This is a genomic window from Hydrocoleum sp. CS-953 (assembly GCF_002260545.1).
Lineage (GTDB): Bacteria > Cyanobacteriota > Cyanobacteriia > Cyanobacteriales > Microcoleaceae > Trichodesmium.
Window position 1 is genome coordinate 1 of sequence record NZ_LGSU01000598.1, and the last position, 3,784, is coordinate 3,784.

Here is a 3,784-nt window from a genome sequence, read left to right on the forward strand (position 1 = left end):
GTAGATAGGTGATTAGTTAATATTGATTATGATTCAATTACAATTATCTTGATGGGTGAAAATATAATATAGCAATCCTAAATAGGTTGTAATATTTGATCGTAGGGATTTGGTCTCCAAACCCAGGAAAAAATGGGATTGGGAAACCAAACCCCTACAGTTTTTCTCACAAATAATTTAGGATTAGTATATATTCTTTAATTATTAGTATTCCAGAAAAAAAAATCTGCCCCACCAGTTTTTACCTTGGTAACCTCTCAATAATACTTGACTTTGCCAACAAGCCAAAATTTTATTGTGTTAAGGAGTAACTGTTAGGACAGATTTAGATGTTAGGTTTTAATAATTGACAGGATTTTACTTGTACAGCTCAGTTGAGAGTCGGAATGCTAAGATTCCTGGGATTAGAGCAATTACTAAAGCAACCAATACTTGGGTATCAGATAAAGGCATAATTCAAAACTCCTAATGTTTGTAGTTGACTTTGCAGTTAATTTTCCATATTTTACCTATAATTGGCAAATTCACAGACTGTTATTTTTACAAATTGAAACAAACATTAAATTTTTTCCTTCTTCGACACTATCCTTATCCTGTATCTAACTGTGGGGTTTGCCACTCAGAACCCTTGTCTTAGCATCTACTTGAATACTTAATATAAGTTAATATAATTCAACAAAAGAAAATATTTTTCAATAAAAATAGACTTGGTAACACTCTAGTATATATAACCCATTTGGGATCGATCTATTGAAAAATAGATGCTGTGATGGTGAGATGGGGTGTATTGGAATATTTTTCCATCTTTTCGGTGTATTTCCTCATATCCACAGATGACTCGGTGCCTCAAAAATTTAGTCCCAGGCAAAGATACCAAATGGCTTCTATAATTATTTATTACGCTAATAATTTTTGCAGTTTCTACTATATTTTTTTATTAGTATTAATTTTTGAATTTTTGCCTAGAAATACTTTTGCTAGATTGGAGAGAAAAATTTCAAATTTTTCGGCGCCGTTTTCAACTACAATGATGTCGTATTCGTCTTGAAAATCCATTTTAGTTATCAGTTATACTAGGGAATAGGGAATAGGGAACAGGGAACAGTTGNGCAAAGATACCAAATGGCTTCTATAATTATTTATTACGCTAATAATTTTTGCAGTTTCTACTATATTTTTTTATTAGTATTAATTTTTGAATTTTTGCCTAGAAATACTTTTGCTAGATTGGAGAGAAAAATTTCAAATCAACTATATACATTGAAGTACATTGAAGTATAACTTATAGTTTTGAAATAGTTAGCTCCCTGATTTAGAGAGCTAACTTATAGAAATTTGAGACAAGAAAAATTTTCTCTATTTCTCTACTTATTCATAAATCCAGGGAGTTAAAGTTGGCTGCCATGATACTAACTCTTCCTCTTGAAACCAAAGACTAATTTCTGTTTGAGCAGTCTCAATCGCATCAGAACCATGTATTAGATTACGGCCAACAGTAACTCCATAATCACCACGAATAGTACCAGGTTCAGCACTCAAAGGATTAGTTGCCCCAATAATTTTTCTCGCAGATGCCACAACCCCTTCACCTTCCCAAACCATTGCGACTACAGGGCCAGATGTAATAAATTGTATTAAGCCTGGGAAAAAAGGTCTTTCTTTGTGAACATCATAGTGTTTTTCAGCTAGTTCCTTACTTACACTCATAATTTTTAGACCCACTAGGGTAAAACCTTTTGTTTCAAAGCGACTAATAATCTGGCCTACAAGTCCTCTTTGGACACCATCGGGTTTAATCGCGATAAAAGTGCGTTCCAAACTGATACTCCTCAAAAATTTGCTCAATAGTAATACTTTACAATACAGAGCAGACCAGAGTTGAGTCTATAGCACTATAGTTTTTTATCTCAGGTTTATAGTTCATAAAAATATAGTCAAATATGACATATCCTTATTTGACAGGTGTGACTCTGACGCTCGTGTTAGCGAAGCTCCTCCGAAGGAGGCACTACAACACCACGCCAGTTGCTTCAAGTCGGGAGACCCGCCCAACGCACTGGCTTCTCTATTCCATAGTCAAAAACAAAAGGGAGCTGCTTTTCTCATAATATTTAGAGAACCGTTCACATCAGCATTAATTAATCCAATGCTTGCAGTACAATACAAACCTCTCTTTACTCTTTTCGGTGAAAAGGTGACTTGATTATTATGACCTTCCTTGTACACTGGAATCAAATCATTATCTGTAAAACTCGATGCGGAGGTATAAGATTCTTCTGTAATTATTACATCTATCCCTACCATTTTGGCTTTATAAGATAACATTTCTATTAACCTGTTATAGGGAACAGATACAAAATTTTGATTATTTCTTTTCCCTAAGTTGATCTTCTGCTTCGACTGTGGATTGTGTCCTATTATTAGTGTTCCTCTGCATCTGATTAATCAGGGTATTAATAATCAAACGAGATGATTTATGAAGATAATCGTTGATTTTAAATTCTCTTTTATTGCAAAGCTTTTTCAGCCTCTTACTCCATTGATTTTCTTTGAGTTGAGATTGTAAGGAACTCTTAACTTTGTTGTAGTATTGATTTATAGATTTTAACGGTCTGCCATTGATCACTCTTGGGTTTGATTCCGGCGCCCTTAAAGGTTAATGTAGCTAAGTTGTTTAATCCTATATCAATACTGGCAAAACGATTGTTCTCTAGCTCGTATTGTTTCTCGGTCGCTTCATAAATAACCTCAATTACATAATGATTAAGTCTGGGAATGAGACGAACTTGTTTAAGAGCGTGAAGTAGGTACTAATATTTTTAGATAAATGCCTGTTTTACTGGGATTAATAATTCCTTGTTTTAATTGCTTCTTGCTGATGGCTTGTATGGTATAAACTACAAGATTTATTCCCTTTACTTTATTTTTATATCCACCGAAGACGAGGACGAGATTTAAACTTTGATGGGTTCTGTTGATAAACTTCGTTTGCTGCTAAAAAGCAATTCATGTGTTTCTATCTAAAATCATCAAGATTTGTTGAGATACTTTAGCTGGAATTGNTCTCGGTCGCTTCATAAATAACCTCAATTACATAATGATTAAGTCTGGGAATGAGACGAACTTGTTTAAGAGCGTGAAGTAGGTACTAATATTTTTAGATAAATGCCTGTTTTACTGGGATTAATAATTCCTTGTTTTAATTGCTTCTTGCTGATGGCTTGTATGGTATAAACTACAAGATTTATTCCCTTTACTTTATTTTTATATCCACCGAAGACGAGGACGAGATTTAAACTTTGATGGGTTCTGTTGATAAACTTCGTTTGCTGCTAAAAAGCAATTCATGTGTTTCTATCTAAAATCATCAAGATTTGTTGAGATACTTTAGCTGGTATTGCTTGATAATCTGATTGAGTAGAGAGTGTTTTTTGCAGGTCGTAATAGTGACGATAATTATTTTCAAAGATGAAAGATTGACGAACTAAATAATTGGCATAGTTATAAAGATTTTTCGACAAGAAACATAGTCTGTCAATTTCATCATAAAACCGATGTGTTGGTTGAATAATATGTCTCTCTACTAATTTCATAAATCATTCTTGTTAAAATCATACCATAGATTCGAGAATTTAGGAATTTTGATTTTTATTTAGTCTGGAATTACCAGCCAATTTCATTATACTATTAAACATCTGGCCTTTGAGTTATTAAATTTTGTCAAAGATTTAGTAGCTCTTTTATACAAGTAAACGGAGATATTTGACATCACTTGACTATATAT

The 3,784-nt window shown here is 33.2% G+C and carries 6 protein-coding genes; all 6 read right to left on the reverse strand.

What is annotated here, in order from left to right:
* Positions 1 to 357: 357 nt before the first annotated feature.
* Complete coding sequence (gene psaM / locus AFK68_RS06580; RefSeq protein WP_071525264.1) at positions 358 to 453, reverse strand: photosystem I reaction center subunit XII; 96 nt, start codon at positions 451 to 453, stop codon at positions 358 to 360.
* Positions 454 to 924: 471 nt separating this feature from the next.
* Entirely contained in the window at positions 925 to 1,056 is a 132-nt protein-coding gene (locus AFK68_RS43335) for a hypothetical protein (RefSeq protein ID WP_256386504.1), read from the reverse strand.
* 312 nt (positions 1,057 to 1,368) lie between these two features.
* Positions 1,369 to 1,818: a nucleoside-diphosphate kinase gene (ndk, locus tag AFK68_RS06585; RefSeq protein ID WP_094672078.1), complete on the reverse strand. Its 450-nt coding sequence runs from the start codon at positions 1,816 to 1,818 to the stop codon at positions 1,369 to 1,371.
* 258 nt (positions 1,819 to 2,076) lie between these two features.
* Positions 2,077 to 2,442, reverse strand: coding sequence for an IS200/IS605 family accessory protein TnpB-related protein (locus AFK68_RS38280; RefSeq protein ID WP_210407265.1), 366 nt, complete (start codon positions 2,440 to 2,442; stop codon positions 2,077 to 2,079).
* The gene (locus AFK68_RS44435; RefSeq protein ID WP_371357267.1) at positions 2,366 to 2,626 is read right to left on the reverse strand and encodes a transposase; all 261 of its coding nucleotides are present in this window, start codon (positions 2,624 to 2,626) and stop codon (positions 2,366 to 2,368) included. The genes AFK68_RS38280 and AFK68_RS44435 overlap by 77 nt, the downstream gene beginning before the upstream one ends.
* Positions 2,627 to 3,344: 718 nt before the next feature.
* A complete protein-coding gene (locus tag AFK68_RS38290; protein WP_210407264.1) occupies positions 3,345 to 3,593 on the reverse strand; it encodes a hypothetical protein in 249 nt (82 codons plus the stop codon).
* Positions 3,594 to 3,784: the final 191 nt, after the last annotated feature.